Origin of the sequence: Corynebacterium kefirresidentii, from assembly GCF_016599755.1 — a bacterium.
Classification (GTDB): Bacteria; Actinomycetota; Actinomycetes; order Mycobacteriales; family Mycobacteriaceae; genus Corynebacterium; species Corynebacterium kefirresidentii.
The window spans coordinates 555,776-581,094 of the sequence record NZ_CP067012.1 but is presented as its reverse complement, the minus strand read 5'-3'; the positions used below and the strand labels follow the sequence as shown (position 1 = coordinate 581,094).

Annotated in this window: 18 protein-coding genes; 6 read left to right on the top strand and 12 right to left on the bottom strand. The window is 56.2% G+C overall.

The features are described 5' to 3' along the window. Window positions 1-204 precede the first annotated feature (204 nt). Window positions 205-1,122: a mycothiol synthase gene (mshD, locus tag I6I12_RS02880; RefSeq protein WP_200288674.1), complete on the bottom strand. Its 918-nt coding sequence runs from the start codon at window positions 1,120-1,122 to the stop codon at window positions 205-207. 33 nt (window positions 1,123-1,155) lie between these two features. Between mshD and I6I12_RS02875 the strand changes: the two genes are divergently transcribed. Then, window positions 1,156-1,983, top strand: a complete 828-nt coding sequence (locus I6I12_RS02875; RefSeq protein ID WP_200288673.1) for an LmeA family phospholipid-binding protein — start codon at window positions 1,156-1,158, stop codon at window positions 1,981-1,983. Here the strand turns inward: I6I12_RS02875 and I6I12_RS02870 are convergent. Further along, window positions 1,967-3,004 carry a diacylglycerol/lipid kinase family protein gene (locus tag I6I12_RS02870; RefSeq protein ID WP_234288162.1) on the bottom strand — a complete coding sequence of 346 codons (1,038 nt, stop codon included), beginning with the start codon at window positions 3,002-3,004 and terminating at the stop codon, window positions 1,967-1,969. The two genes, I6I12_RS02875 and I6I12_RS02870, sit on opposite strands and share 17 nt — an antisense overlap. Before the next feature lie 53 nt (window positions 3,005-3,057). Between I6I12_RS02870 and I6I12_RS02865 the strand changes: the two genes are divergently transcribed. Beyond that, complete coding sequence (locus tag I6I12_RS02865) at window positions 3,058-3,753, top strand: heme-binding beta-barrel domain-containing protein (protein WP_049360047.1); 696 nt, start codon at window positions 3,058-3,060, stop codon at window positions 3,751-3,753. Here the strand turns inward: I6I12_RS02865 and I6I12_RS02860 are convergent. Next, on the bottom strand, window positions 3,750-4,613 hold the full coding sequence (locus I6I12_RS02860; RefSeq protein ID WP_086588951.1) for an aminodeoxychorismate lyase: 864 nt from the start codon (window positions 4,611-4,613) through the stop codon (window positions 3,750-3,752). The two genes, I6I12_RS02865 and I6I12_RS02860, sit on opposite strands and share 4 nt — an antisense overlap. A 30-nt stretch (window positions 4,614-4,643) precedes the next feature. Between I6I12_RS02860 and ygfZ the strand changes: the two genes are divergently transcribed. Beyond that, the gene (gene ygfZ / locus I6I12_RS02855) at window positions 4,644-5,708 is read left to right on the top strand and encodes a CAF17-like 4Fe-4S cluster assembly/insertion protein YgfZ (protein WP_200288672.1); all 1,065 of its coding nucleotides are present in this window, start codon (window positions 4,644-4,646) and stop codon (window positions 5,706-5,708) included. A gap of 140 nt (window positions 5,709-5,848) precedes the next feature. Then, complete coding sequence (locus I6I12_RS02850) at window positions 5,849-6,043, top strand: DUF3073 domain-containing protein (protein WP_023019866.1); 195 nt, start codon at window positions 5,849-5,851, stop codon at window positions 6,041-6,043. An 86-nt stretch (window positions 6,044-6,129) separates the two neighbouring features. On the opposite strand, the gene purM is transcribed toward I6I12_RS02850, so the two are convergent. The 3 genes from purM to I6I12_RS02835 are packed head-to-tail and all read right to left on the bottom strand — an operon-like array spanning window position 6,130 to window position 9,112. After that, a complete protein-coding gene (gene purM / locus I6I12_RS02845) occupies window positions 6,130-7,182 on the bottom strand; it encodes a phosphoribosylformylglycinamidine cyclo-ligase (RefSeq protein ID WP_200288671.1) in 1,053 nt (350 codons plus the stop codon). Between the two features lie 18 nt (window positions 7,183-7,200). Beyond that, entirely contained in the window at window positions 7,201-8,697 is a 1,497-nt protein-coding gene (purF, locus tag I6I12_RS02840) for an amidophosphoribosyltransferase (RefSeq protein ID WP_200288670.1), read from the bottom strand. Window positions 8,698-8,707: 10 nt separating this feature from the next. Continuing rightward, on the bottom strand, window positions 8,708-9,112 hold the full coding sequence (locus tag I6I12_RS02835; protein ID WP_200288669.1) for a sterol carrier family protein: 405 nt from the start codon (window positions 9,110-9,112) through the stop codon (window positions 8,708-8,710). A 33-nt stretch (window positions 9,113-9,145) separates the two neighbouring features. On the opposite strand from I6I12_RS02835, the gene I6I12_RS02830 reads away from it, so the two are divergent. After that, window positions 9,146-10,156: an acyl-CoA thioesterase gene (locus I6I12_RS02830; RefSeq protein WP_200288668.1), complete on the top strand. Its 1,011-nt coding sequence runs from the start codon at window positions 9,146-9,148 to the stop codon at window positions 10,154-10,156. A 134-nt stretch (window positions 10,157-10,290) separates the two neighbouring features. Further along, on the top strand, window positions 10,291-11,451 hold the full coding sequence (locus I6I12_RS02825; RefSeq protein WP_200288667.1) for an asparaginase: 1,161 nt from the start codon (window positions 10,291-10,293) through the stop codon (window positions 11,449-11,451). Here the strand turns inward: I6I12_RS02825 and trhA are convergent. The 6 genes from trhA to I6I12_RS02795 all read right to left on the bottom strand — a co-directional run bounded on the left by trhA (window position 11,448) and on the right by I6I12_RS02795 (window position 25,302). Then, complete coding sequence (gene trhA, locus I6I12_RS02820; protein WP_200289011.1) at window positions 11,448-12,161, bottom strand: PAQR family membrane homeostasis protein TrhA; 714 nt, start codon at window positions 12,159-12,161, stop codon at window positions 11,448-11,450. The two genes, I6I12_RS02825 and trhA, sit on opposite strands and share 4 nt — an antisense overlap. Before the next feature lie 99 nt (window positions 12,162-12,260). Beyond that, on the bottom strand, window positions 12,261-15,452 hold the full coding sequence (locus tag I6I12_RS02815) for a Z1 domain-containing protein (protein WP_234288161.1): 3,192 nt from the start codon (window positions 15,450-15,452) through the stop codon (window positions 12,261-12,263). Between the two features lie 150 nt (window positions 15,453-15,602). Then, window positions 15,603-17,111 (bottom strand): ATP-binding protein, encoded by a 1,509-nt coding sequence (locus tag I6I12_RS02810; protein ID WP_200288666.1) that lies wholly within the window; start codon window positions 17,109-17,111, stop codon window positions 15,603-15,605. 13 nt (window positions 17,112-17,124) lie between these two features. Then, window positions 17,125-22,122 (bottom strand): DEAD/DEAH box helicase, encoded by a 4,998-nt coding sequence (locus I6I12_RS02805; protein WP_200288665.1) that lies wholly within the window; start codon window positions 22,120-22,122, stop codon window positions 17,125-17,127. Between the two features lie 89 nt (window positions 22,123-22,211). Next, complete coding sequence (locus I6I12_RS02800; protein WP_200288664.1) at window positions 22,212-23,420, bottom strand: alpha/beta hydrolase; 1,209 nt, start codon at window positions 23,418-23,420, stop codon at window positions 22,212-22,214. Window positions 23,421-23,667: 247 nt separating this feature from the next. Next, window positions 23,668-25,302, bottom strand: a complete 1,635-nt coding sequence (locus I6I12_RS02795; RefSeq protein ID WP_200288663.1) for a histidine phosphatase family protein — start codon at window positions 25,300-25,302, stop codon at window positions 23,668-23,670. Window positions 25,303-25,319 lie beyond the last annotated feature (17 nt).

Sequence of the window (25,319 nt, the reverse complement as noted above, 5' to 3'; positions counted from 1 at the left end):
CTTTCCGGTGCAGATCAGAGATTGATTGTCCGAGGAAACCGCATCTCTTAGAGAGATTTTCCTGCATCCCGCTCCGCCTTCTGGGGCGGGATGCAGGTGCACAGGTGCGGTTAACTCACAGGGTGTAAAGCTATCCGCAGTATCTGACCAAAAGGGTTCTAGGAGGTGAACTCTGAGTGAACAAACACGGCCCACCCCATGACTTTAGTCACACGCACCCCATACAACGTGTTCTTCATCAACTTTAAAGCCCAGGCGCTCATATGCTTTCAGCGCCGGATCATTGTCCGCTTCCACATAAAGAATTACCCGCTGAGCACCCTTTTCCACCATGCGACGCAGACCAATCTGCAGCAGCGGTCCACCCAATTTCTTGCCGCGATAGTCCGCAGCCAAGCCCACCACGTAGACCTCACCGAATCCCGGGGCTTCCTCCGCATGCCATTTGGTCCAGTGGAAGCCGGCTAGGACCGGATCTCCTGCCGTATCCCACAAGAAGAGCAGGTCAGCGGGATCAAACCAATCCGCCTCCATGCCGCGGTGCAGGCGATCTATATCCCAGCCACCTTGCTCAGGGTGCCAGGAAAAAGCCTCATTATTTGCCTTGAGCCACTGCTCCTCCACAAACTCCTGCCCCCATTTTGCTACCGACTCGGAGTAATTGAGCGCCGTCAAAGGCACGTCCTCGGGACGGGCGACAGCAGCGAGCTCTTCTCCCCCAATACCCATAACCACTAGCTTACGGGTGACCTGCAGACCTCGGGAGTGTGCCAGGGCCTGTGCGGCCGGCAGGTTCCCGTGGGCCCAGGCCTGGAGATTGGGGGGTTCCGCGGCGGCGTCGTAAAGCAAAGCCCCATAGCCCTGTCCGCGGAAATCTGGGGCGATAAATAGCTCGGCGGTGGAACCATCCAGCCCAGCCACGCCGCACGGCTTCTTATCTACCCACGCCACCAAGTGGCGATGCTGCAGGCGGGAATCAGTGAGGCCATTAAGGAACTGCTCTGAAAGGGGCGCCATTCCATCCACACGTTCGGCCTGCTCAGCAAGCTCTTCTAGGCGGCTCGCCAGCTCCGGGGAGTCCGGCAGGTTTTCTTCCGTGATACTAAAGGCATTGCTAGTCATAGACCCCAGAATACGTAGGGTAAGAATGAAGGGGTGAGTGTTCTAAGAATTGACCGGCGCATCGTACACATCCTCCTCGTGGTGTGCGTATTCATTGCGGCCTGGGTGGCGGATGCCTGCGTGGCTATGCACACGGAACACAAGGTGGCACAGGCCGTAAAAGCCAATTCACGGCTGGAAAATACGCCAGATGTCTTTATCGGTGGCACCCCCTACGTGTGGGCTGCGGCCTCGAAGGAAATTCCCTATTTGGAGGTCAAGGCGCTCGACGTGGAGGTGCCCAAGCTGGGAATGGTCAATGCTTCGACCGTACTGCGCGATATTACAGTGACCCCAGAACAAGTAATGAACGGCGATATTGAGGGCGCGCCTGTTTCTACCTACTCGCGCGGCATTTCCTTAGACGGGGTGGCGTTGGGCCGCCTGCTGGGAATTACCGATCTATCCATTGCCAACCCAGACGATATCTCCCCTTCCGGTGGCACCTCCGCGGAAGCTGAGCTGACAGGCACCCTGCCTGGCGATACTCACAAGTCCACCGCCAAAGTCACCCTCCGCTTAGTCGGGCCGGAGTTTCGCATGCAGGTCTATGACACCGATGACGAGCGCCTGCAAAAGGCCTTTTCCCTCAACTTTGATACTCGCCAGCTTCCGCTTCCGGCCCAGGCTACCGCGGTAAAAATGCAGGGCGGCACCATCTCCTTCGAAATACAGCGCCGCAATATCAAGGTGCAGCTGGCCCAACTCTCTCCTCTGGAGATTGAAGGCTCGGAGCAAAAGGCCGTGGAAGAGGCAGAAAAGAAAGCCGCCGACACCAAGCACCGGGTGGGACCTGCGCCGCAGGCTAGCGCAGGCGGATAAAGTCCCGGAGCACTTCCTTCATCGTGCGCTTATGGACTTCTCTCCTATCCTGCGGGGCGAATACCTCGATGGCTTCCTTCACGGAGGCTAAGGTAACGGCATCGAAGCGCCCCTCAGATTCCCCGTCGGCCTGGAAGCGCTGCGGTTCGCGGCAGACCAGTTCGACGCGCATGGCATCGTCGAAGGCCACGGTCTTTTCTTTGGTGAGCTTATTGAGCCATCCACGTTTATCGGCACCAAAGAGGTGCAGCAGGCCGACGACGCCGCCAAGTCCGCTAAACTCCTCCAGGCCAAAAAGAGCAAGGCCCTCATCAAAAGAATTGCGCGGATTGGTCACAACCGGCAGAGGGCCTAGGAAGGTCCACGGGTTGGTATTGGAGGTAAACATGAGCGGCACATCGTCTTTGCGCAGCTGCTCGCCGGTGCTGGATTCGGCCTTAACCGCAATATGCGGTGGATTCTTCCGCGCGCGGCTCCACGCCCGAATGGCAACATTGAGATAGCGCAGTGGAGTGGCAGAAAATCCTTGCTCGCGCGCCCGGTCCACGCGCGCCAAAACATCCGCATCCAAGCCGAAGCCGGCATTGACGGCAAACCAGCGATCGTTCCACGTGCCCAGGTAAATGGTGCGACGGAGGTTGCGCTCCAGCATGCGCGCCAATACGTGAGTGGCTTCCACCGGAGTGTTGGGAAAACCTAGAGCGCGCACGAAAACATTGGCAGACCCGGTAGGAATTACGGCCAGCGCGGGGATGGAGTGGGGGTCGGGGCGCTGCCCATCGGCCGGGCCGAGGAGCCCGTTGACTACCTCGTTGACGGTCCCATCTCCGCCTACAGCGATAATGACGTCATAGTCATCCCTGGTCATTCCCTTGACCATCTCTTCGGCGTGGCCGGGGTGGTGCGTAAATTGCACCTTCAGGCGCAGCCCCTCCACCGCTTGTAGGCAAGGAACGATTTGGCGGAAAAGGGCGTTGGTTTGTGAGGTCGAGTTGGGATTCGAGATCATCAATGCATGCACGAGGCCCAAGTCTAGTAGTTAAATAGGCGGGTTCACGACTAGGCTGGACGCCCATGAGCGAAAATAATAATGAAACCACTCCCGAAAACATCGAAACCACCGCGGCTTCCCACCCGGAAAATGATCCGGGAAAGCTCAACGGCAACGATGCCGTGAACCAGGCCGCCGAGCAGTGGAAAGACGCCGCTAGCCGCAATATCCCCGCTCTCGAGCTGGGCGATACCCCGGTACCGGACGATACCGCTAACCTGCGCCAGGGCCCATCGCTGCACGACGGCCTGCTAGGACTGCTCCCCCTCGTGGGCGTCTGGCAAGGCGAGGGCCAGGCACACGATACGCAGGGCCAGGAATATACCTTTGGCCAGCAGCTGGTCATCGCCCACGATGGCGAGAATTACCTCACGTTTAGCTCCCGTACCTGGAAGATTGATACCGAGGGCAAGCCGGAAGGCCCCTCCGTGCGCGAGACCGGCTTCTGGCGCATTTCTGAAAAGGATGAAATCGAGGTCACTTACACCTCTTCCAACGGCATTGTGGAAATCTTCTACGGCGAGCCGTTCAATGACCGCGCATGGCAGCTGGAGTCCGCCTCCACCATGGTCACCGAAACCGGACCGAAAAACCTGGGGCCGGGCAAGCGCATGTACGGCCTGATGCCCAATAACAACCTGGGCTGGGTAGACGAGCGCATGGTTGATGGTGAGATGCGTCCCTACATGTCCGCAGAGCTCACCCGTATCGCTGGCTAGTCCCCTAGCGCTTTATCAATAAGGTCGCGGATAACGTCCACGTTATCCGGGGCCTTTAATTTTTTGTCATTAAGCCGGGTGACTCGGGCGGCAACGCGCACCGAAGACACCAGCCACACTGAGTCCGCCTTCTCCAGATACTCCACGGTGAGCGGCTTGGCTTTGCAGCGATAGCCCTCCTTAGTGGCGTGGGCGAAAAGGGCCGCCTGCGTGGTTCCGGGAAGGATGCCGCGGCCGGCGGCGGTGCGCAGTTTCTCTCCCTTGACGGCCACCACGGTCGAGGTTGCGCCCTCGAGGATTTCTCCAGTGTCCGGATCGGTGAGGATGAGATCCTCAAAGCCCTTCTCTCGCGCCATGCGCAGCATCGCCATCGTGGCCGCATAGTTGAGCGTCTTGGCGGGTAATTCCTCAGCTACGTGCCACAGGCGCGGACTGGTCATTACGGCTACGCCGTGCGCGCGCTGTTCTAAGACCTTCTCCTCGATGGGCTGCACCACGACCCAGGCGCTCGGCCGCCCCGTAGAGGCGCGCCCGCGGGTATAGGTCCAGGTGCATTTAGCATCCCCTGTCTCTTCCCCGCAGAAATCCGCAATTGCAAGGCGCGTGGCTTCTTCCCACTTCTCCATGGGTGGTTCCGGCAGATTCATGGTGCGCGCCGAATCGCAGAAGCGTTGCGCGTGCCGCTGCAGGTTAGCGGCTTTTCCTCCGCGTACGAGCAAGGACTCAAAGATGCCATCACCGCGGGTGACCGCGGCATCATCCGCATAGACGAGAGGCAGCGTGGGCATGTGCCTGCGTACCGACCCTCCAAAGGGCTCCACAACGTAGATGACCGGCTCTTTTCGCGGCGAGAACTTCATACCTTTGATTATGCCCTACCATCGGTAGATGTGAGTTATTCTTCGCCTCTTCTGCAACGCGCCGGTGCCGCAGAGCACCAGGACGCAACCGTACTCGATGCCCAAGGCGTGGCCTGGCACTATGGCAATCCACTGGGTGAGCAACGGGCTGCCGATGGCGGCACCATAGTCATCGACCGTTCCCAACGCCGCGTCATCCGTGTCAGCGGCAAGGACGCCGCCGAGTTTCTTAATAATTTGCTTTCGCAAAAGCTGGATACCGCCCCCGTGGGCTTTAGTGCCGGTGCCCTTGACCTAGACATCCAAGGACATATCCTCCACCACATGGATATCGTCCGCACCGAAGACGCCTTTCTTATCGACGTCCCCGCGGCCCAATTCGACTCCCTTTTCAAGTTCCTCACCATGATGATCTTTTGGTCCCAGGTCACCGTAGAGGAGGCCGATATCGCCATCCTCACTCTCCTGGGTGAAACCGATATTCCCCTACCACCCATGGTGGAGTTTTCCCGCCAGGTTCAGTGGACCGGAATCAATCGCGTTGACCTGGGAGTTCCGCGCGAATCCTTGGTTGAGGCAACGAAGTTTTTGGAGGAATCCGGCGCGCGACTAGCCGGGCTTATGGCGTTTACCGCCGATCGTGTGCGGGCCCGCGAGCCAGAGCTGGCAGCGGATCTAGATAATAAATCCATCCCCCACGAGGTACCGCAGTGGATTAGCCGTAGCGCAGATAATCCGGCCCACGTCCACCTCAATAAGGGCTGTTACCGCGGTCAGGAAACGGTAGCGCGCGTGGAAAACCTCGGCCGCTCCCCTCGCCTATTGGTGCAGCTGCACCTCGACGGCTCAGCCCCGCAACGGCCGAATGTGGGCGATGACATTACTTTCAATGGACGTAAGGTAGGCCGCATCGGCACGATTGTGGATGACTGCGATTTTGGCCCCATTGCCCTAGGCCTCGTGAAGCGCTCTGCGCTGGACGCCGGCACCCTAGAGGTGGGCGATACGGCGGCTTCAATCGATCCTTCTTCCATCCCCGAAGATGAGGGCCCCAAGGCCGGACGTGAGGCGGTAAACCGGCTGCGCGGACGTTAGATCTCCCACTAGCTAGGGGGCGGTGCGGAATTTTTTCGTCACACAGGCTATTGTGTCTTACAGGAAGATACTCAATAGACAAGTCGATGGGGCGCCCAAGAATCCCTGGCGCGCCCTACTAACCCAAGGGGGTCATGCACATGGGACGCGGACGCGCAAAGGCAAAGCAGACCAAAGTTGCACGCCAGCTCAAGTACAACTCACCCGAGATGGATATCGAGTCCCTACAACGGGAACTCGCCGCACAGCAAGAGGGTGACTCCCGCGATTATGAAGAGGATGACCCATACGCCGACTACGTCGATGAATGGGATGACGACCGCGACGAACGCTAATCTTCCGCTCGCCGCTGGATAGTTCAAGGGCCCTAGGATTTCCTAGGGCCCTTCCTCATGACCTCCCCTAGCGGGGCAAGACACTATTAGAAATTTGGGTGCTCGCCGTGCATAAGCACGCGCGGCTCCTCGCCAGAGGCGGAGCGAACGGTGCCCAGCTCCCACGCATCGATGTGGCGCGCGGTAAGCATTGCTAGGGCGCGGTCGCGGTCTTCAGGGTTGACCACGGCAATCATGCCCACGCCCATATTGAAGGTCTTCTCCATCTCAGCCAGCTCCACCTTGCCCACTGAGGAGATGAGCTTGAAGATCTGACCCGGGGTCCACGAAGCGCGGTTAATATCGGCGGCTAGGCCTTCCGGGATGACGCGCTCGAGGTTGCCGGCCAGCCCACCGCCGGTGACGTGGCAGAAGGTGGATACGGAGCACTCACTGGCCAAAGCCAAGCAGTCCTTGGCGTAGATGCGGGTAGGCTCCAGCAGCTCCTCTCCGAGGGGACGGCCCAGCTCTTCTGCGTGGCCGTCGAGAGGCATGCCAGCCTGCTCCAAAAGGACGTGGCGGGCCAAAGAGTAGCCATTGGAGTGCAAGCCGGAAGACCCCATGGCGATGAGCACGTCGCCATCACGGACTTTATCGGGGCCGAGCACGCCATCAGCCTCAACGACGCCCACCGCGGTGGCGGAGACATCGTATTCATTTTCTTCCATCATGCCGGGGTGTTCGGCGGTCTCGCCGCCCAATAGCGCGGCACCGGCCTGCACACACCCCTCGGCGATGCCCTTGACTACCTCGGCCACCTTTTCCGGCACGACCTTGCCCACGGCAATATAGTCCTGCAGGAAAAGCGGCTCCGCGCCGCAGACGACGAGATCATCGACGCACATGGCGACCAAGTCGATGCCGATGGTGTCGTGCTTGTCCATGGCCTGGGCCACGGCCAGCTTGGTGCCAACGCCATCGGAACCCGCGGCCAAGATGGGCTCCTTATAATCGCCGAGCTTAAACAGGCCGGCAAAGCCGCCGAGGCCGCCAAGGACCTCGGGGCGGGTGGCGCGCTTGGCGTGCGGGGCGAAAAGCTCAACGGCGCGGTCGCCCTCTTCGATGCTGACGCCGGCTGCGGCGTAGGTATTGTCACTCATGGTTTCAAAAGTCCTTTGTTATTCGGTGCCGAGCAGGGTGCGCACGGCGTCTGCATTGGAGTTTCCGGCGGGCAGGCCGAGCGGGTATTCGCCCGTGAAGCAGGCGGTGCACAGCTCGGACCGGGGCTGCTCGGTGGCGGCCACCATCTCCTCAACGGAGACAAAGCCCAGGGAATCGGCGCCGATGGTGTCACAGATGGTGGCGCAGACGGTTTCCGGATCGTCGGAAGGGCTGGCATTAGCAATCAGCTCACCTGGGGAGGCGAAGTCAATGCCGTAGAAGCACGGCCACTTCACCGGCGGGGAGGCGATGCGCACGTGCACCTCAGCGGCGCCGGCCTCGCGCAGCATGCGGATGAGAGCGCGCTGGGTATTGCCGCGAACGATGGAATCATCCACCACGACCAGCTTCTTGCCGTTAATGACCTCGCGCAGCGGGTTGAGCTTCAAGCGGATGCCCAGCTGGCGCAGGGTCTGAGTCGGCTGGATGAAGGTGCGGCCCACGTAAGCGTTTTTGACCAAACCATGGGCGAAGGTAATGCCAGATTCGCGGGCGTAGCCCACGGCGGCTGGATTACCGGATTCGGGAACCGGGATGACGAGGTCCGCGCCCTCGGCCGGGTACTCGCGGGCTAGGCGGCGCCCGATGTCCACGCGGGAGGCATTCACGGAGCGACCCTTGATATCGCTATCTGGACGGGCCAGATAGACGTATTCGAAGACGCAACCGTGACGCTTGGCCGGCGCGAAGTTTACGGAGCGGATGCCGGCCTCATCGATGGCGACGAGTTCGCCGGGCTCAATTTCGCGGATGAACTGGGCGCCACAGATATCGAGCGCGCAGGTCTCGGAAGCTACTACCCAGCCCTTGGCCAGGCGGCCAAGGACAAGCGGGCGCACGCCGTGTGGGTCGCGGGCGGCGTACATGGTGTGCCCATCAGTAAAGGTCAAGCAGAACGCGCCCTTAACTCGCGGCAGCAGGTCGCGGGCGGAGTCAAAGACGGAGGTGTCTTCATCCACGCCGTCGGCAAGCAGCATGGACAAGCACATGGAGTCAGAAACGGATTCCTCGTGCGGCTTGATGAGGCCGCGTTGCACGGCTTCCTCGCGCAGCTCCAGGTAGTTGACCAGATTGCCGTTGTGCCCAAGGGCAATGTCTACCCCGGTGGAAGAGGTAGAAAACATGGGCTGCACGTTGGACCATTCCTTGCCGCCGGCGGTGGAATAGCGCGTGTGGCCCACCGCTACGTTTCCTTGCAGGGCGGACAGGGTGGATTCATCAAAGATATTGGCCACCAAGCCCATGTCTTTGAAGACGACGATACGGTCATCATCGCCCACCGCGATGCCGGCGGCCTCCTGGCCACGGTGTTGCAGGGCGAAGAGCCCAAAGTAGGTCAGCTTGGAGACTTCCTCCCCAGGAGCCCAAACGCCATAGACGCCGCATTCTTCGCGGGGCTCCTGCTCATTGTGATCGTCAAGATTGGTGATACTAGGAGTATGTACTTCTACCACGGCGTTTATATTAGCCTGTCGCGCCGCTGGAAACTAACGGAATGAGCGGCAACCACTGCGCGATTTCGCCCGCGCGGGAGCCGGAAGCATCCACGCGACCAGTGCCTACGGACTCTTCCCAGTCCGCCAATCCGGTGGCTAGGCGCAGCCAGGTCTCCGGGTCGGTCTCCACCACATTGGGTGGGGTGCCGCGGGTATGGCGGGGCCCTTCAATGCATTGCACCGCAACAAATGGGGGTACGCGCAGCTCCACGGAATGTCCCGGCGCGTCGGCCTCGAGGGTGCGGGCGGTGCGCCGGACGGCGTCGGCAAGCAGGGCCCTACCTGGCTTATCATGCTCCGCCGGGGCAGCAATCCAGTCTTTAATGGCCAAGACGGCCGCGCGGGTAGCGGCGGGATCGACGGGCTTTTTCATAACTACATCATAACTACTGTTATCTTGTTGTTTATGTCACCTACGCCTTCCGTTGCGGAAAATCAGAAATCGCCGGCGCTGACGCTGCGCTTTATGGCATCGCCAACCGACGTCACCATGGCCGGCGCCCCCGGCATCAGCGGCGGACGCGTCCTGGAATGGATTGATAAGGCCGCCTATGCCTGCGCCGTGCAGTGGTCCGGCCAGTACTGCGTGACCGCATACGTGGGCCATATTCACTTCACCCGCCCCATCCCTTCCGGGCACATCGTGGAGGTGCGCTCGCGCATCGCCATGACCGGCCGGTCTTCCATGCACATCGTCAATGAGGTGCTTTCGGCTGACCCGCGCGAAGGCATCTTCACTCGCGCCTGCGATTGCCTGGTCATCTTCGTAGCCAAGGACCCTGCCACTGGCAAGTCCACCCCGGTGCCGCCCTTCGTGCCGGAAACCGATGAACAGTGCCGCGTAGAAGAAGCAGCCAAGTCCCGCATTGAGCTGCGCAAGGCCATCGAGGCGGAGATGGAAGAGCAAACCTATGACGGGCCTTCCGATGCCCCGCGCATGGTCAACCGCTTCCTAGCCAAGCCCACCGACGTCAACTGGGGCGGCAAGGTCCACGGCGGCACCGCCATGCAATGGATCGATGAGGCCGGTGCGGCCTGCACCATGGAGTGGTCCGCCGAGCGCACCGTAGCTGTCTATGCCGGTGGCATCCGCTTCTACCGCCCGATTTCCATCGGCGACCTCATCGAGGTCGACGCCCGCATGATGCGTACCGATACCCGCTCGATGCAGTTGTCCATCCACGTCCGCTCCGGCAACCCCCGCGGCGGCCGTGAGCACTTGCAAACCGCCATCCATGCCACCGTGGCCTATATCGCCCTCGATCATGATGGTCAGCCACAGGTGGCCCGCCCCTTCCATCCGCATACCGAGGAAGATAAGCGCTTGGCCGAGCACGCCACCGTGCTGCGCGAGCTACGCGCCAAGTACTCGCCAAAACCTTTGGTGGTGGCGCCGACAAATCAGCACATCGATTAACTGCTCTCCCCTCGTTTCGGTGTTAATAAGTCCATAGTGGGCGGCGAACACGCCTTCTTTCTGCTTTAGATGGACTTATACGCAGACGACGTTTCCTGCCGTCTGCTCTTATATCCACACAGAAACGAGGGAATATGCACACCCCAACTTTGCGCCGGTCGGTACGCACCGGCCTTGCCCTGATAGCTTCGGCCTGCCTCTTGGCGTCCTGCCAGAATCCGGATAACCGCCCAGCGGACGAAACTTCGGCCACCACACCCGAGTCTTCCGCCTCGCACAGCCCCACCAGTTCTGAGCCCGCGACCACAGAAGCAACCGAAACCTCCGCGACGGAAAGCGAAGGCCCACGCGCCACCGCCGAAGGACACGTGGTGGTCCTTTCTACCGGCGGCACTATCGCCAGCACACACGATAAGACTGGCGCGGTGGTGCCTACCGTTACTGGCTCCAAGTTGGTGGAACCGCTTTCTGGCACCTTTGATAACAACAAACCCACGTTAGAGGTCAAAGACATTGCTAAGCTGGATTCTTCCGCGATGACCTTGGACGATACCGATAGCATTATCACGGCCGTAAACAAGGAACTGCGTCGCGATGATGTCGATGGTGTTGTGGTAACCCATGGCACCGATTCCATGGAAGAGACCGCCATCGCTGTCGATACCTTCCAAGACAGTGAGAAGCCGGTGGCCTTAACCGGTGCAATGCGCCCCTTTGATGATCCGAATCCAGATGGCCCGGATAACTTGGCGCTCGCGGTGAAGACCGTCACCGATCCCGCCAATAGGGGCCGCGGCACGTTTATCGCCTTTGCGGATCAGGTCATTCCTGCCCGCGGCGCTTTCAAGTCCGATACGTCCAAAGCCGATGGCTTTGCCAATAACAATGGCGAGAAGCCGCCTCAGCGCCCGAAGGCTCTGAAGTTTAAGCCACTGGGCAATACCCGCGTCGATATTATCGCCGCCTACCCCGGCGCGCCGGCTGATCTCATCCAGCGTTCCTTGGACAGCGGCGCCGAAGGCATCGTCATTGAGGGCATGGGCGCCGGCAATATTGGCGACGAGCTAGCCCAGGCTGCTCAGGCCGCGGCCAAGAAGGTTCCGGTGGTGCTCACCACCCGCGTGGATCACGGCCCAGTGGAGGGAATCTACGGCGGGGCCGGTGGCGGTGCCACGCTTGCCGACGCCGGCGTTATCTCCTCTGGCACCCTGCGCGCTCCCCAAGCACGTATGCTGCTTGCCGCCGCGATTACGACCGATACCGATCCCGCGGAGCTTTTCCCTGACGCTGACTAAGCAGCGCCTTGGACTACGACCATCCACACCGCCACGAGGTGCACCACCGCGGCCGCGATGGTCGCGGTGTGGAAGTGCTCATGGTAGCCGTAGTAGCGCGCATTGCGCCCGGGCCATTTAAAGCCATAGACCAGCGCGCCTAGCGAGTACACCACCCCGCCGGCAAAGAGCAGCCACACCACAGCTGCCCCTGCCTGCGTCCACAGTGTGGGCAGAAGCGGCAGCACCAACCATCCCAGCGCTAGGTAGACCACCACGTCTAGCCAACGAGGATGGTTGATCCATACCAAGTTCAATACCACGCCAAGAATCGCTCCTGCCCAGGCAACGCCTAGCATCCATGCCGCCTGCACCGGTGATAACACGATGAGGCACAGCGGCGTATATGTCGCGGCAATAAATACCGAAATGGTCGCGTGGTCCGCGCGCCGCCACCACTGCACCGCACGCGCGCTCGCCCACGGATAGCGGTGATAAAGCGCTGAGACGCCAAAAAGCCCCACCAGCCCCACGCCGTAGACAGTCACGCCAAGCCCTTGCCACCAGTGCAGCGTCATCCATGCATAGGTGATAAGCACGGCGGAGGCAATCACCGACAATAGCGCCGCTATTGCATGCCCCCAGCCACGGCTAAGCGGCCTAGGCCCGCGGTCCGCCATCCAATAGGTTCGCTGGACAAGACCCGGCCCCGGCGCGCTATCTGCATGCATCTGTGCCACGGCGATACTCCTCTTCTACTGACCCGGCAACGGACAACTTACGATACCGTAAGTGTACGGATGCAAATGGTGGCCTTCAAGAAGAACGGACTACCGATTTTGAGCGTCGAAGCTTTCGATGACAACTTCGTCTCCACCACCGTGGCCACGCAAGTGCACACCCCACTCCACAACACTGCCAGTACCGCGAACAGCTTCATGCGGAGAGTTGAACGCAAGAGCCAAGCCTACTTCTCCCTTTTCCCACCGCGGTGGAGTATATGAACCATTTGCTTCACTCTTATCTACCGCATTTGGGCTCCTGTCATCAAAAAGGGTGACTAGAACCGCTCCGCGCTTCTTGGAGTCAAAGGAATTCAGATCGAATGGCTCCTCGCCCTTGATCCTCTTGAAGCCGCCAGGTAGAAGACGCGAGTACTTAATCCTATCAGCAGGCCGAGGAGCCAGAACAGACTGACCGCTTGCCACACTTTGCATTATGTAAGTGTTCTTTCGGTCCGTACCGGTAATGTCATGGCGTTCTTCACGGCGACTGCGTCTTACAAGTGGCACAGCAAACGGCACACCTGGGACTTCAATGGTCTTTGGCTCTTTCGACAAGATAGGAAGCATAACCGCAACTTCACGGAAATCAGATCCCGATAAGCTGGAGTGCTTGCCGTCTCCCATCAATCCGCGAAGGTATTGAATATGCGGATGGACAATATTCTCCTCGTAGTTTGATCCTTCGTACCACTTCATAGTCTCGAGAAGCTTGACAAAAACATCAGCAGGAACCGTTCCTACATGGAAATTCTTGCTCCCAGCATGCGCGAAGGGCCTGCCGCTTCTCATTCCCTCCAAACGGAAGTACGCCATCGGCGTAGGGCTGGGATCCAAGCTTTTCAGTAGCGGTACACCCACTTCTTCAAAATTCCATTTCAAAGCTTGCCTATTTTGGCGGTCAGGAATGGAGTTGAGCTCTACTACATTCGGTGCCGCCGCCGTAGAGCGGATAAAAGCATTAAACATCTTATTAGAGCTCGTTGGCTTCAAATCCGGCAATGACTGCCGAACCAAAGGAGCTATGCGGCTTGGAGTTAAGCGCTTTTCGGAATCCTTAGGCTCCTTTGCGTAAATCTTGATATTATCTCGAAAGACCTCTTCGTCGTGCATCGCGGCTTCGAAGAGTTCCACCAAATCGTGCGGAGCATAGAGACGGACTAAGTCTTGATAGCCCTTACGGAAGCCAAACCATCGACCAGTTTGCATCAGCGTATCAGCGCTTCCAGCGCGGCGGCGGAAATAGGAAATGGTCAAGCCCTCGACCGTGTAGCCACGGGAAAGCTTTGCACCGCCGACAAGAATCTTCCACACACGGCCTGATTCAAAATTGGGACTTTGTTTCCCTTTTGTATCTACCTGTAGTACCGGGGACTCTCCCGCTTGCACCCCCACCATCATCTCGCTATAGGCATCGTTGATATACGGTAAGAGTTCTTCGTACGTTTCTGGGACGGCAAACCCTTCCCGATACCGCTCGATGTTCATAACGCTTAGCAGGTCTTGTTCAAATAAGCGTTTCATCTCCGGAATTGGTCGGCCAAGGTTGTAACCCCGTTCCTTCCAAATTTTTTCCAGAACTTTCTTTCCATCGTCGTGAATAGCCGTACCTGTGCCTTCGTGCACAAGCATGGTGTGATGCTTGAATGTAAGCCCTGGATGCTTTGCCTCTCGGAATTTTTTAATCGCACCGGTTAGGACGAACATGTCGAGTGCTTCTCTTAGCTCCTCTTCACGCTCTTGCTCGAACAAGTCGCCATCCAGATCTTTGGAATCAACGATATCTCGAATAAACGCCTCACTTTGAGAGTTTTCGCGAGTTGCTTCCTCTGGAGAATCGATGAAATCCATCCGGTCATGAAACCACTTCGCTCCGCGGTATGCAGGGGGCTCATTGAGCATAAGCACGTAGTGCCGCGGATACAGATCTACCGGATCAGAAGGGTCGATAAAGACATTAGCGAAAGGGGTAGCCGTGTAACCGACGTACTGGGCACGTGGGCAGTTTTCAAGCAGCTCAGTAATCTGCTTATTAACCGCGGTTCGCTCGCGTTCCTCATTAGCCGCTTCTTTTTTCTTCTTTTTGGTATTGATAGAAGCTTGATCAGACTCGTCATCAATAACCAAGACCGGTAGATTCTTCAGGTCTTCATTTAACCGGGCAGCCCGCCGCAAATCAGAGTTGAGGTTTCTAAGAACGGAAGAGTTCTTCTTCACCACCGCAACAAGGCAAGGCATGTTATCTAGGTTGTCTGGATGGTGAACGGGCTTTGATCTATCTGGGCGCTCGATTTCAATTGCACTCGTACCGGTTCTGCGATAATCACGAACCGAAGTCGTCACACGCTTAATTCGCGGAAATCCTTTGGATCCATAGGCAGGACCATGGCGAAGAAATGCGCTACCGGCCTCTTCCCAGCCACGATCCCATTCTTCATCACCATTGAAATAAGTCTCGTCTTTGCGTTCTTTTGCTGTGAGGTTATCCTCGTCGAGGCCACTTAGCACCGATTCTTTGCCGCACAGCTCCTTGTCCAGGCGCCGTTGCGTCTGGTCTCGCAGATTATCCATTGTGCCGGCAAGAATAATGATAAACCTATAACCAGCATCAATAGCTTTGGCAGCGACAGCCGTGAAATTCGCGGTCTTGCCGCTTTGAACATAACCAACAACCAAACCTCTCGAGGACAGATAGTGCGGTTGTTTGGGATCTTCAAGCCGGCGAATAACCTCAGTAGCCTGCGTCCCGACAGTATCGATGGATTCCGCGTCCCAGTGGTTCCTAGTAAGAACCCTTCGATAGTCATCCCAGTAGCGAGAATTTGCTTGCTGCCGCTCCGGCGTATACCACTCAGTGAAGTTCTCTTCGATAATAACCGCGGGATCAGGGGCTGGCATGCGTCGTTCCACAGCTACGGAAAAGTCAGCCAAGCCGAGCTGGTCAATAACCCAATTGATTCTCTCTTGACTATCCGGAGCTGTTTGAGTCTCCGGTTTAATAACCACTGGGTCAGCCTTCATTGCAGCCACGATGAAAGTTATCAGTGGCTGAATGTCATTATCATCAGCTTCCTCGATGTACTGACGAATCGTTGAGTCATCAACGTCCATGTTCTCCATCAGCTTGAGCCTGTCTCGTAACGAGGCAAAGAGCTTCAAATCCGATGGGTTTAGAACGTTACTGATAGCTTCTTTTAGATTCGAGAATTCCACTGTCTGCAATTCGCTACTACCGGTCAAGAGTTTTTCTCCTCTGAGCTTTACTTTCCATTCAATTCTGAGCAGGGATAGTTGTTTGATTCACATCAACTAATCCAAGGCTACAACGAAGGACAGACACTCGACGGGACGAAAATTAAACGGAACGAACCCACGTTCTAAAACTCACCCCTAGCTTTGACGTAATTCCGCCTGGCGCTGTTGCTCTTTAGCTGCCACGGTAAGAAGCTCAGACCACAAAGAAGCGTTGGCCTTGGACTTTTTGGTTTGCTTCGACGTAGCCACATCATTAAACAGTAAATAAAGAAGGGTTTTTAATAGTGGCGCATCATTAAACGATCCCCGGCCAGGATTTATCATCTTTCGATACTTCCGATTTATCTTGATACTGCCTTCGCGAGGAGAAACTTCCACAAATTTATCTCCTTCAAGTTCCGCCCAAATGATGTCAATCGGATCACTCCTTTTTAAAATTGCTTCGCCTTCAATCATGTCTTTGATAGCGGGAGCAATCCCTTGTCCTGCTTCTGCTAGCGCATCTGGGTTCCCAGATTTTTTGTTAGAGTTGCGAAGTACAGCGGTAGCGTCGCCGCACACTTCGTCGAAGTTTCTTGCCGCGTCCCCGCATATCTGAAGACTTTCAACAAAACGATGGAATCCTTCTCCTAGTCTCACAGATCCTTTCTGCGGGCTGATAGTGATGTACTTATCGATCACTCGTGGATCATCGATAACGATGCGCAGCAGTTTATAGTCTTTCCGCGGCTCCTGAAGGCCACACCACCCGCCTTGGGTAATTAAGCGGTCCGCAATATAGACATAGAAGCCTTGGTGCCCGAGTTCATCTTTTCCCTCTAGCACAAACTCGTCCAATTTAGATCGATTTGGCCAGATATGCGCAGTCACACCGAGACCCTCGTCTCGTCCGTACTCGGCTAGCTTTAGGGGGTAGCGACTGTCGCCTGATTTCCTGTAGCCACATGGGTTCACCGGTTTAATTTCTGGAACTGGAACAGGACTCATCCCGTCATAGAGCATGAACATCTTTATGTTCAAACGGTTGTTCTGAAGGAATCGGTGGTAGCGAATCCCTAGATGACGACGCAACTTTTCTGTGGTCTTAGCAAGGAATGCGTTCGCCTCATTCTCATCGTCCCCCTCGTAAATATCTGTGAGGTCGTTCCAAAGAATTGAGGTACCACGTTTGAGATTAACGAGCCGATCTCTAAGGTTCCACGCCGCAGTTATTACATGCTCTTTTAATATATCTGCACTAAAGCTTTCTTTGTGCAGCTGAATTCCTGAGGGAAATTGGCCTTTAACTCTGGAAATCACGGTAACCGTATCGGCATTTGCGTACGAGCCTTCCTTTAGGCCCATTCCGTAAATGCCGATACTGCTGTGGGACTGCGACTCATGCCCACCTAAACGTAGAACTCGTTCCATAGTCCCAACATCCATACCGCGACCATCATCGTGCACCGCGATTTGGGTTAACTTGTTTCCATCGACATGAAAGACAATGCAGATATTCTCGGCTGTAGCATCGATGGAGTTATCCACCAATTCATCAATACCCGAGCGAATATCATGGTTAGCTCCCAGCGCATGCTGAATTGATTCAGTCGGCGCGAGGTGGATGGTCTTTTCTACATCAAATGAACTTCTTGCCTTTAACACTCGTCTCCCAGCCTTATTCCTCAGGCTCCAAACCATCAACAATGCGTACCGTCTCCATCGCCACGCGCGTGACCTTGCCAATCAGATCCACGATGTAGCGCGGATTGCCCACCTCATCGGCCCAATCATTCGGGTCATTGACAATGCCGGAGGCCTTATCTTTCTTGACTTGGTAACGGTCAATCAACCATGCCACCGCTGAGCGTGAGCCCAGCATGTACTCATCTGCCTCCGCAGGAATGCCAGCGATAGTGACGCGCTTGTTGTAAATCAGCTTGGTCACGTCATTGACGTTCTTGCCCGTCTCCGGGTCCTTACGCTTGGCCCACTTCATCTTGAGCACGCGCCAGGTCTCACGGTCGGACTCATCACCCTTGACCTGAATGTCCAGCGGCCACGGCTCCACGGACTCGTAGCCCACGTGCAAGTCCATTAATTCTTTACCAGCCGCAGCAAACTTGTCGAACTCCGCACGCGAAGTTGGTGTTTCAATATGTGGCAGCATCTTCTTCAAATCCGCCGCATACTTCGTGCGATAGCCAGGATCATGCAGCTTGCCGTACACAAAATGGAAGATGTCATCGCCCGTAACGTCAGCGCCCAACGCCTCCCGATACAAGGCCTTGATCTCATCAGTGATGTTGTCCACGCGCACGTACCCATCAACAACCTCACCAACCTTGCCATAAACACTGGCTTCGCCCTGCTTGGCAACGCTCCCTTCGCCAAATAGCCCACCATCCTCGGCCTCGACGGCAGCCCAAGTGAAGCGGGGGAAGAATTGGCCCCCGGAACCCGCACCAGTTACATGCAGATCCGGTAGAAGGAGCATAGCAATAACTGAAAATGGAACAGCGGAGGCATTTCCAACTTGATAAAACCCAATGTTTTGGTGTTGCGGGGTAGGGAACATTGAGGGGAGCTGATAGATCATATCGTTAAATGCCTGGTCGAAGTAGACCCGCTGCTTCATAAATGGGCGATAGAGCGAAAGATATACCCGATTACGGTTTACCGGAATCTCCGTGTCTTTAGCTGCAAGGTTCTTTAGCGTCCGATTCCAGGAGATTCTAGTAGTGTCCGCGAAATGCGGATGTGCTTGTAGGAATGCATTCACGTCCCTTTCACGGGGCTTTGAGATTCCTTGTTCATTAAGCCAATTGTGTAGCGCTGCAGTTGCTTCAGCATAAGTACCGGCCAGAATGCCGAGGTTGGAGAGCAGTCGACCACCTGTGTGCGCATACGCCCAACTATCTCGGCCTGTTTTAAGGCCAGCAGAAAAGGCCTGGAAAACTTTTGCGGACTTACCCTTTTTCTCACCAATAACCGGCCATTTTTCGAATCTTTCCGATCGCTGATTCAGCCAGTCACCTTCCTTGTTAGGAACAATTGACTGCCAATTCAAGTTACTAATAGTTGCATTAACAACATCTTCAATCTTCTGCTCCTTGGAGGCATAGTCAGGGGAAGCTGCATAATGCAATTCAAAAGACTTCTTGTTTGCGCTCTTCACGCCGATAGCAATAGAAATTCCTACCCGAATATCAAATACATTTCCTCCTTCCCGTTTCGCGAGTTCTCCGGCAGTGCGAGAATTACCCCTTAGATTAAATATGTAGAGGTCAGTGAAATCCTCCGCCATGGACAGACGGATACCATCGCCTGTGTTTCCATCAATCCAACCATTATTCGTGACAAAAACAATTACACCCTGATCTCCAATTCTGTCAGTCGCCCAACGGAAGGCACGCAGATAGGAATCATAAAGTGAGTTTTTATTTGTTGCGGTGGACCTAGCGGCGTAAGTTTCCGAGATCCGCGCGTCTAGACTTGGATACTTCTGATTCGCATTGAGGTCATTCGCAGACTTTTGGCCAACGGAGTACGGCGGGTTACCAATCACCACGTTGATGGGCGCATTCTTCTGACGCTCAATGGTGGCGTTGTTTTCGCGGAAGACGTTAAGGTCCGGAATGTCGCCTTCCTCGTGGATTTGGAAGGTATCCGCTAGAGCGATGTTGGTAAAGGGTACGTAATCCGGAATTGGTTCCTCGTTGCGCTGCGCGGCTTCCTCGCGCAGGGCGTTATAGGTGGTCTCAATGTTGACGGCGGAGACGTAGTAGGCCAGCAGCATGATCTCGGTGGCAAAAAGCTCGTTGGCATACTTACGGGCAAGGTCCTCCGGCTTGATGAGGCCCGATTGCAGCAAGCGGACCATAAACGTCGAAGTACCTGCGAAGGGATCGAGGATGCTTACGCCTTCATCGCTCAGGCCCCTACCAAAGTGCTTCTGGGAGACCTCATCGGCCGCGCGCAGGATGAAGTCCACGATTTCGACTGGGGTGTAGACGATGCCGAGCGCCTCAGCTTGTTTCTTGAAGGCCTTGCGGAAGAAACGCTCGTACAGCTCCTTAATCACCTGTTGCTTACCGGACGCGGAGGTCACCTCAGAGGCGCGGACGCGTACGGACTCGTAAAACTTCTCCAGGGATTCGGTCTCGGTATCAAGGTTCGCTTTGGACAAGGCGTTGACCATCTTCTCCATGACCTGAGCCACGGGGTTATGGGTGATGAAGTCATGGTTTTCAAACAATGCGTTAAATACCGGTGCGGTGATGAGATGCTGAGAGAGCATCGAGATGGCATCGTCGTCGGTGATGCCATCGTTGAGGTTATTGCGCAGGCCTTCGACAAAGCTGTCGAATTCTGTGCGCAGGCTTCCATCGGCGCCATCGAGTAGCGTCTTGATGCGGGTGATCTGATTCTCCGCGATGGTGGCCACGTCATCGGCCCAATCTTCCCAGTAGGTGCGGGTGCCCACCTTATCCACCAACTTGGTATAGATAGCCTCTTGCCATTGCTCTAACGAGAACAATGCAATCTGCTGCGTCATGGCCGTAGAATCGTCGAATGCCTCAGGGGACTTGGTGTTATCCGCCCCATCAAGCTTTTCTTTATCGTTTTTCTCTTTGTCACCAGACACGTGGTTGACGTCAATGGGCAGTTCATCTTGCGCATTTGTTCCGTTAAGCGCAATTGAATTCACCTTGGCGTTGAAGCGATCATCGTGGGCACGCAGCGCGTTGAGGATCTGCCAGACCACCTTGAAGCGCTGATTATCGTTAAGTGCTTCCGAAGGCGAAACATTCGGTGGCACCGCCACCGGCAAGATGATGTAACCGTAATCCTTGCCCGCAGATTTACGCATCACGCGGCCTACGGACTGGACCACGTCCACCATGGAGTTGCGTGGGTTAAAGAATACGACCGCATCCAACGCCGGCACATCCACCCCCTCGGACAGGCAGCGGGCATTGGTAAGCATGCGGCTTTCGTTTTCATCCGCCGGGGATTCGATCCAGGAAAGCTTGGTGCCACGCTCCATGGCGTTCATACCACCATCAACGTGCTGTGCAGCAACGCGCAAATCAACGTTGGTCAGGGAGACATCGTTCAGCACTGCCTTATCTTTGAGCAGCTCTTGGTGGGTAGCAATGAGCGAAGGATAAGTATCAGCGATGAGCTGTGAGGACTTAATGTCCTTGGCAAAGGCCACAGCGCGCTGCATAGGCTGGGCGTTTTCCTCAAAGCCGCCTTTCTTGCCCTGCAATTCACCAGAGCGCTTGGCCAAACCGTTCCAAGCACCGATCATCGCCGAAGCAGTGGTGAGGTTTATCTGGTTGTCGTCACTGCGAGCCATCGCTTCCGCAGCCACTGACTCATCAACCGTCATGACAAGAACCTTGTAATCAGTCAATAAGCCCTTATCCACGGCCTCTCCAAAACCAAGGCGGTAGAACTCGGGGCCATAGATGCCCTCATCATCCATGGAGGTCAACTCGGCGGAGTGCTCAGCGGCCTTGCCCTTTACCGCGTCGTCATAAAGCCTTGGCGTGGCGGTCATATAAAGACGCTTTGCCGCCCTGATATAGCCAGCATCGTGGATGCGTACAAAGTTGCTGGCATCTTCACCAGCCAAGGTGATGCCGGTGGTGCGGTGGGCCTCATCGCAGATGACCAAATCAAAATCATCTAGACCCTGCTGCTGTGCCTCGTGGACCGCCGGCAGGGACTGGTACGTAGAAAAGACGATATTGAGGCCCTTAGCGCGCTTGCCTGAAGCAAAGCGCTGAGTAATCTCCTCACCGTCCGTAGATACTGGAACCTCGAGGTCATAGACCGCAATGTCCTCCGCCTTCTTTGAGACCTTTGAATCCGAGCACACCGCGAAGGCACGCATGTCTAGGCGGCCTTGAGCGGTCCACTCCTTTAGTGTCTGCGATAACAAGGAGATGGAAGGAACGAGGAACAGAATGCGGGCTTTGCCACCATTCTCTTCTGCGACGCGCTCCGCCAGGCGCAGCGCGGTGAAGGTCTTGCCGGTACCGCAGGCCATGATGAGCTTGCCGCGGTCATGGGTCTTAAATCCTTCAATGGCCTTATCAATGGCCGTTTGCTGGTGCGGGCGTGGTTCAAAGGTTTCGCGCTGCGAAAGGTTGATTTGGATATTTTTGTCCCGGACCTCAGAGCCCGGGAACGCCACGTCCCAGTTGATCGGGGACTCGGCAATGGTCGAAATGCCGATGCGGCTGGTGGGAATCATCTGATTGGCCAACGCCGCTTCCGCATGTGAAGACCAATGATCCGTGGTGGAGATAATCATGCGGCTGCCAAAATATTCGCTGCCGTTTTCGGTCTCAAAGGAATGCCCTGAGGCCTCAAAGAAGGAATCGAGATGAGATTTCTGGATGCGAGCATTGGAAGCGTAGAACTTGCACTGGATGGCCATCCACGTGCCGTCATCCACGCGGCGGGCAACCAAGTCAATTCCCGTATCCGCCTTGCCGCCGTTATAGCGCCAATCAACCCAGCGGCTGACCTCATCAAATTGCGTTCTCAAAGTCGGATCGGTACGGAAAAAATTCACCATGAGCTTTTCAAAGGCGATGCCGTACTTCGCCTTTGGTTGGTTTTCGCGCAGCTGATCCAGTACCTCGGAGAATTTTGACATAACAGCATTATGCCTGACCTGCCAGCCATCCACTGGCTTACGCCGCCTAACTCTGGTCAATTTAGCACCGAGCGTTTAGGCTCCTTCCCTTATAGGTCATCTTCTAAGTCATTGGCTTGAAAGAATTCAGTCATAGCCTGCAACAGGTGCTGGTTCCATACGCCGTGTGCGCTCAAGGCGGAAGCATGATCGGCATGCGGGCGCACGTACTCTTCAAGCTCTACGCCTTTGTCCTTCGCCCGCTGGCGAAAGTCATCGTAACTAGCCGGTGGAACTAACCGGTCGTGGTCACTGCGCACGATCATGATAGGCGGCATATCCGAGGTCAGATGCGTAGCTGAAGTCACGAAGTCCGCGCGGTCTGGATATTCCTTAGGCGTTCCACCCAGGTATTTCTCCACGGTATCGCGGGAGCCCTGCCCGGCATAGGGGTCGTCAGAATCATAAATGTGGCGCACATCCAAGGCCGGTGAATCCGCATAGACGGCGCTGGGAACAGCCGGCGTACCGGAACAGTCGGTGAAAGGCAGCTGGCTGGGGTGTGCGGCGACATCGGCAGTCGCGTTCAGGACCAACTGCCCACCGGCGGATTCACCATAGGTAAAGAAGCGCTCCGAGTCGCCGCCATAATCTGCGGCATGGGCGTTGACCCAGTTCATCGCGCAGCCCACCTGCCCCGCCGCCACCTTCCACGTGGGCTGTTCCCAGCTAGACAATGTGTAGTCAATGGATAATACGAGGTAACCACGCTGGGCCATCTGCCGCATATTGAAAGCCTGGGAGCGCTTAGTCATCTGGTCCCAACCGCCGCCGTGGACATACATCATCACCGGGTGCTTGCGCGGATGGCTGCTGCCGGAGCGAATACTGTGTGTCTCCGGAGAGTAGATATCCATGGTGAGGTCATCGCCGTTGAAGGAGTCATATGTCACCGTATGATCCGGGCCTTCATCGGCCTTCTCAACGCCGGTCCAAGTAAAGGCCGCCGGGATATCGACGTCGGTTCCCTGCTCTTTTGCGGCATGAATCTGTGTTCCCAATAAACCCACGCTCGCTACCAAGGCAATGCCAGCTAACACACTTGGCACGTAGCAGCTGCGCGAGGCCAACGCGCCCAGCGCCGCCAAGATCACCAATACCAGCGCAATCAGCAACAGCGGCCCTATGTACTGCGGCCCGATGAGCGATCCAGCGCCCCAATATGAAATGTGCGGGGTAAAGGGCGAGACCGCTAGCCACAGCACCAGCATTGCTATAAGTGTCAACGGAATCGAGAGCAGCCGGGCGATAACCTTCATGCCCGCCAGGGTAGACCCTGGTGCTTAGAGTTCGTTGTGGCGGAGCCTACCTGGCCTTTGACAAAGACAAAGCAGGTTAGAAATACGGCTTAGCTGGCTGTGTAGCTCGCCTACAACGCCACTGGCACGCTATCCCGAACATAAGTCGGAATGAATGTGTATTGTTCCCGTCTCCCCACACCTATAACAGAGGCCAAGAGCGCCCAGCATCAACTCGGCAGTGGCCACTCAGTAAACCTTGCCGATACTAAAAGGGAAGTTGGATGCCGAACTTATGTAGCAGACTTTCTATCTGCTGCCGGTTAATGTACACAGTTCCAACTGCAATAGTCAGTACGCTGAAGAGGGCACCAACTACCGCCCACATCTTCGACTGTGAAGAGGCAACGCTACTTCCTGTTTGTGGCTTGTACCCGCTGTCCGCTGTGGACTCGATATGGGCTTGGGAGTGGTCAGAGATAGAACCAAGCGGCAGACAAGCGGACAGCTCATCGATGGTATAAAACGTCGAGCCCTCACTTATTGGCTCACACCCCTCCTTGAAGGGAATTTCCTTCTCGTTGTACAGCATGCGCACGAGGGTCTCGCCATTGTCATTCTGGAAGGCATCCCACTGGATATTTGCTCCCATCGGGGAGACCTTGTCACCACGCCAATCCGAGTTTTGCCAAGTGTAGAGCTCTCCTGCGGGAACTCCCTTCTCTGAGCCAGGCGTTTTCAGCAATGCGGCGAGCGGAATGATGGTTTCCGCGTGACCAAACCTATATTCCGCAGCTATATCACCACCGGCCGCGCGATCCTGTACGCCCTCAATCATTTCCTCAAGCAATGGCTCATAATTGTCATAAGAAATAGTGCGCCCCTCGATAGCCGGCCCCTTCTCATAGAAGTCTTCTACATCCAGTAGGTATGCAAAGGTGGGCCCGCTCGCATCGTCCATGTACTGATCAAATATCCACCCCTCAGCAGGGGTTTTCTCCTCATGAGCAAGTGCTGGAGCAATGATGTACAGGTTGTAGAACTGCAGCGCGGCGTCCACTATTCCTTCTACTGTCTTGCTATCCTTTTCACGGGCGCTAAATGAAATGGACCCATCTTTTAGCTCATCGATAAAATCCGAGGTGAAAATCTTGGACAGCAACTCCTGCGATGCTTCTTGGGAGGCCGGCTTGGAATAAGCTTCCTGGATCTTTTCCTGTAGCTGCGGTGAGTCTTTCCACGCCGAATATTTTTCGTACGACGGTGACTTCTTATCTTTATGCGCATACATCAGGTCAGTGCGTGGCTCGATGGTGACATGACCATCGTTGGTTCCGTCCACGAGGTTGTCAGCAAGAGTGGGAGCTTCCTTCAGCCACGCCGCACCGAAATTCCAACCAGAGTCATTAGCGCGGTCCTCACCCGAAGAGATGAATTTCACCTTGGAGTCGTCCCTGTCGATGCTGTGCATAAGCTCAGCATTGCGTTGCGCATTGCGCTGACCAATCCCCCGCAGTTCTTCCCGCCCAACTGCGGTGAGGTTTCCGTATCCGGCGTCTTGTCCGGCGCCACCGGCCAATTCCTCATTCACGGAAATCATCGCTTCTACCTGCGGAATGAGCTTTTCTCCTAAATCCGTGAGCTCACCACGCTCCTGAGCATACTCCAGCATCTGCTGCGCAAGGTCGTCATACTTAAAGCTAGACAGACCACGCGAGCCATGCCGGTCCACCGTGGAGGTATAGATCTGTCGGAATCCTGCGGGAGCTTCGGAATACTCCCGCCCCTGCGGTTCATAGTGCTGTTTGGTGGAGTAATAGGAACCATTCTCGGCGGCAGTGGCGGGCACTGTTACACCAGCACACGCAACGGCGACAATAAGAGCGAGAGTACGAATGCGCATTGAACGTTAGCTTCCAT